At 65.2% G+C, this 5,289-nt stretch carries 4 protein-coding genes; all 4 read right to left on the bottom strand.

Annotated features, from left to right (window positions below; translation table 11 throughout):
- Positions 1 to 1,118, bottom strand: a 1,118-nt coding sequence (locus EN906_RS21915; protein WP_127375360.1) for an indolepyruvate oxidoreductase subunit beta family protein, incomplete at its 3' end; no start/stop codon positions are given.
- Positions 1,111 to 3,264 (bottom strand): indolepyruvate ferredoxin oxidoreductase subunit alpha, encoded by a 2,154-nt coding sequence (locus tag EN906_RS21910; RefSeq protein ID WP_127271584.1) that lies wholly within the window; start codon positions 3,262 to 3,264, stop codon positions 1,111 to 1,113. The genes EN906_RS21915 and EN906_RS21910, both read right to left, overlap by 8 nt.
- Positions 3,265 to 3,365: 101 nt before the next feature.
- Entirely contained in the window at positions 3,366 to 3,848 is a 483-nt protein-coding gene (locus tag EN906_RS21905; RefSeq protein WP_127270494.1) for a MarR family transcriptional regulator, read from the bottom strand.
- A partial coding sequence (locus EN906_RS21900; RefSeq protein ID WP_164777286.1) for an NAD(P)/FAD-dependent oxidoreductase occupies positions 3,848 to 5,289 on the bottom strand: 1,442 nt, incomplete at its 5' end. The genes EN906_RS21905 and EN906_RS21900, both read right to left, overlap by 1 nt.

Genomic DNA, 5,289 nt, shown 5'->3' with positions numbered 1-5,289 from the left:
CCCGCCGGCAGCGTGCCGCAGAACTCCTCGATGCGCGGGTGGAAATATTCGGTCACCTGCAGGATCGAGCCGTCCTTGACGCCGACCTCGCGGCGCACACGTTTGCCGCGCGTCGAGCGCGTCTTGAGATCGGCGACGCGGATCATGTCGTCGTAGCATAGCGCGTTGGCCAGATGCTTGGCAGCAGCGATCGACAGGCCATAGCCCTGAAGCGGCCCGTCTAGCGCGACGGCCTTGTCCAACCGGTCGAGATACTCGCGCCCATAGGCGATGTCCTGATAGTCGACGACCTTTCTCAAGCCCCGAAGTGCCATGTCGCGTACGGCTACCGGCAACAGGTCGATGCGGTCAGCCAAGGCCTGCCAGCCCTGCAGCAGGTTTTGCGGGCCACTCACCTGTCCTGTGCCCAGGGCAGATTCGACAATCGCGGGCTCAGCCGGCTTCTGCGCCGGTGCTGCCGTGCCGCGCGCGCGGTCAAACGCAGCGCCGAAGGCAGCAAGGCTGGCCTTGACGCCCCGGCCGCCGGCACCGATCGCCTGTTCGTAGCTCTCGCGGGTGAAGGGCAGCGCATCGGACCCCGCTAGCGCGCCAAGCAGGCTGGCCGAGATCATCGAGCCATTGTCGGCTGCGATCTTTTCCATGTCGAAAGCGATGAAGCGCTTCGATGCGGCTTCCGCCGTCGCATGCACCTTGGAGGACGAAGCCCGGCCATCGCCCGGTTCGATCTTTTCCGACACGGCGGCGATGCGGTGCGACGAGGCAATCAGCGTGGTGCGGTCGGGCGTGACGAAGCCGCGAATGATGGCACGGCCGGCTTCCATCAATTCGGCGGCGATCAGGATGTCGACATCGCCCTGCGACGGCGACAGGGCAAAGACCGGCAGCCGGCCGGTGTCGCGGGCCATCTCGACATAATAGATGGTGGCGCCGGTACGCTGGGCGACACCGGCGACCGAGGTCGATTGCGCAACATAGCCGTTGCGCTCGGCGACATCGGTGATCCAGTCGGCGAGCACGCCACCGCCCTGGCCGCCGACCGCCAGCACGGCGAGCTTGATGACACGCTCGCTATCCTGAGCGCCGGCGCGGGCGCGAAGTGGGGGGACAGCGTCAAGCATCGGCGAAGGTCAGCCGCCGGCTTTCGCGGCGTCGCTGCAACAGGCTGATGGTGGCGCGGCGCGCGGCTTCCAGGAAACGGTCCCAGCGGCTCGGATTGTGGACGACGTCGGCGCGGTAGAAGGATGGGCAGAGCACTGCCGCATCGGCGACCTCGCCGCAATTGCCGCAGCCGACGCAGCTCTGGTCGATATGAGCGACCGGATCGTCGCGCAGCGGATCGTCTGTTGACTTGACCGACAGCGAGGGACAGCCGGACAGCCGCATGCAGGCATGGTCGCCCGTGCAGATATCCTCATCGACACCGAATTTCGGTTTCACGACACGGGTCCCGCCCTTGATCGCCTTGTCGACCAGCGGCTTTTCGCGGCGCTGCCGGTTGAGCATGCATTCGGACGAGGCGACGATGACCTTCGGCCCTTTCTCGTCCGTCGTCAGCGCCTCGCGCAGCGTGTCCTGCATCTTGGTCACGTCATAGGTGCGGTCGACATGGCGCAGCCATTTGACACCCATGCCTTTGACCGCCTCGGTGATCGGATGTTTCGTCGACTTGGTCTTGTTGCCGGCGCGGGACGAGAGGATGTCCTGCCCACCCGTGGCCGCCGAGTAAAAATTGTCGACGATGACGATGACGCCGTCGTTCTTGTTGAAAACCGCATTGCCGATCGAAGAGGTCAGGCCGTTGTGCCAGAAGCCGCCATCGCCGACGAAGGAGATCGAGCGGCGCTTGGCATCGGGCGAATTGAAGGCTGAGGCGGAGGCCGGGCCCAGGCCATAGCCCATGGTGGTGGCGCCGAGTTCGAAAGGCGGCATGATCGAGAACAAATGGCAGCCGATGTCGGATGCGATATGGTGCTTGCCGAGTTCCTGCTCGACCAGCTTGGTCGCGGCAAAGATCGGCCGTTCCGGGCAGCCTATGCAGAAGCCCGGCGGACGGCCCGGCACGACATTGATCAGGTCGGCTGCGTCGACGCCGTCACCGACCTTGTTGGGCGCGCGCACTTCGCCGGGCAGAAGATGCGGCGCATCGGCGCGCAGGAAGGCGCCGATGCCGTCAAGCATGACCTGGCCGGTGTATTCGCCGGCCATCGGCAGGTACTCCTTGCCGACCAGCCTGGTGCCGCGACCGGCCTTGTGCAGCATCGAAGCAAAGGCCTGTTCGATGTAGTTGGGCTGGCCTTCCTCGACGACCAGCACCGCCTGCTTGCCCTCGCAGAATGACAGGAACTCGTCATCGATCAGCGGATAGACGGCGTTGAGCACATAGAGCGGCACGTCGGTGTCGCCATAAATGTCGGCAAGGCCGAGCCGCTGCAGCGCGCGGATGACCGAATTGTACATGCCGCCCTGCAGGACGATGCCGACCGAACCATGATCCGAGCCGAAGAACTCGTTGATCTTGTTCTTGGCGATGAAGTCCACCGCCGCCGGCCAGCGCTTCTGCACCTTCTCCTTCTCATGCAGGAAGGACGCTGGCGGCAGCACGATGCGGCCGGTGTCGCGGCGCGGTGCGTCAAGCGCATCGGCGACAGTCATCGGCGGCCGTTTGTTGTCCTTGGCGATGAAATGGCCGTGGACGTGGCAGCAGCGGATGCGCACCTGCAGCATGACCGGCGTGTTGGAAATCTCCGACAGTTCGAAACCGTCCTCCACCGCCTTGACGATCGATGGCAGATTGGGGCGCGGGTCGAGCAGCCAGACCTGGCTTTTCATGGCGAAGGCGTGGCTGCGCTCCTGCATGATCGAGGAGCCCTCGCCGTAGTCCTCGCCGACGATGATCAGCGCGCCGCCGGTGACCCCGCCGGAGGCGAGATTGGCGAGCGCATCGGAGGCGACATTGGTGCCGACCGTCGACTTGAAGGTCGCGGCGCCACGGATCGGGTAGTGCACCGAGGCGGCCAGCATGGCGGTGGCGGTGGCTTCCGAGGCGCTGGCCTCGAAATGCACGCCGAGCTCGCCCAGGATATCCTGCGCGTCGGCCAGCACGTCCATCAGATGGCTGATCGGCGCGCCCTGATAGCCGCCGACATAGCCGACGCCGCATTGCAGCAGCGCCTTGGTGATAGCGAGGATGCCTTCGCCGGCAAACTCCTCGCCGGCGCCGAGCCGGAGTTTCTCGACTTCCTTGGCAAAAGACCGTTCGGCCATTTTTTCAATCCTTCCGTTACCGCCTGAGGCTGGCGGCGCGTAGGTCTATCTGCTTGAGCATGACCTCTTCCGAAAACCGGGATCCACTTTTCGGGGTCATGCTAGATGTCGTGCTTGCGAATGTTCTTCAGCATCTTCAAAAGCGTGGCGATGAGTGCGGAATATTCGGCGTCGTCGATGTCGTCGAACATCGCCTCGAAGGCATCGTGCATGGCCGGCCAGGCGCGGGTGAACTCGGCGCGGCCCTCATCGGTCAGGAACACATGGCGGATGCGGCTGTCGGTGACGCCCTGCTCGCGCCGTACCAGACCCTGGCCCTCCAGTGAGTCGAGCGTCCGGCTCAAGGTCGACTGCTCGATCACCGTATAGACCGAGAGGTCGTTGACGGTGATGCCGTCGGTGACCGACAGCACGGCCAGCGTGCGCACCTGCGGAATGGTCAGGCCCTGCTTGCGGAAATCGTCGCGCAAGGTGGCGTTGTAGCGGCCCATGATGCGGTTCATCAGATAGGGCGCGAATTGCTGCAGGCCGATCTGCCCCAGGGTCGAAATGCGCTGGCGCTTCTCAGTGACCTTCTCTTCCATCACAGCCTCCCCGCCAGGAGAAAGCCGGAACCGCCGCCAAGGCCGGCCCCCGGGTGGGTCGAGGCGCCGATATGGTAGAGGCCCTTGATGCCGGTCTGATGGTTGCGGCTGGTCTTGAACGGCCGCCAAAGGAAGGACTGGTCGATGGTCGAGGAACCGCCATAGGGATCGCCGCCGACCAGATTGATGTTCATCGCCTCGAGATCGGCCGGCGAATAGGCGCGCCGCGCAATGACGCTGTCCTTGAAGCCCTCGATATGGCTGGCGAGGATCGCTTCAGCGCGATCGGCATAGGCTTCGCGCAGCACATCGGTCCATTGCCCGTCCGCTGGTGCCTGCAGCTTGCCGGCGGCGTCGCCCTTGATGTGGCGAGGCGCCTCGGGTAGTTGCAGCCAGAGGACCGCCTTGCCTTCCGGGCAGCGCGACGGGTCGAGCGCATGCGGCTGGCCAACACAGATGGTCGGCACCTCCGGCAGCATACCGCGCGCCGCCTCGTTGCAGGCTTTCGAGACGTCATCCAGCCCAGGCGTCAGATGCAGCAGTGCCACCTTGTCCAGGCCTTCGCCCCGCCATGCTGGCGATTTGTCCAGGGCGTAGTGGATCTGGAAATTGCCTTTGCCATAGCGGTATTTCCGCGTCGCCTCGACATCGGCTTTGGGAGCATCCGCGCCAAGCAGCCTGCCATAGAGCTGCGTCGGGGTGACCGAGCAGATGACGCTCTTGTTGGCCGTGATTGTCTCACCCGAGGCCAGCAGCACGCCGGTTGCCCGGCCATTGCTTTGAACGATCGAAGCGACGTCGGCGCCGGTGCGGATGTCGCCGCCGCGTTCCCGGATCAAAGCCTCGAAGGCCGCCAGCAGGTTCTGCGCGCCACCCTTGACGATCGGCGCGCCCGCCGCCTCAAGCGCGAAAGCGATAACCCTGGCGATCTGGCCGGAGAACGCATCTTCAGGGCCTAATCCAGCATGCAGTACCCAGGGTGCCCACAACGCACGGATGGTTTCGGACTGGTAGGTGCTTTCGAGCCAGCCGCGCGCCGGCACGAGTGCCTCGCCGAGAAAGGCGGCAAGGCCACGCGGGCCACGGCGCCAGCCATCACCGGCCAGCAGCTTCGCTGTCGGATAGGACCACAGGCTGCCGCCGAGCAGGCCGAACAGCAGGCCGGCATTGCGCTCGATGCCGCCGACATCATCCGCGTGGCGGTCGCCCTCGCCTGCCGCGATCGCATTAAGGGCGACGACGTTGGCGGCACGGTCGGTGCTGAGCACGGCATGGCTGCCGTCCGGCCGCAGCACGCCGGTCGGCGTTCCCGTGTGGCAGAACTCCAGCCCGTGGCGCGCGAGGTCGGCGCCCAGTGCCGCAAAGGCCGGCGAGGTGATGAACAGCACGAAGGTCGTCGCCATCACGTCATGGATGAAGCCGGGCGCGGTGATCTCCTCGG

It is taken from the genome of Mesorhizobium sp. M7A.F.Ca.CA.004.06.1.1 (assembly GCF_003999135.1).
Lineage (GTDB): Bacteria > Pseudomonadota > Alphaproteobacteria > Rhizobiales > Rhizobiaceae > Mesorhizobium.
This window is presented reverse-complemented; position numbering and strand designations above follow the sequence as displayed.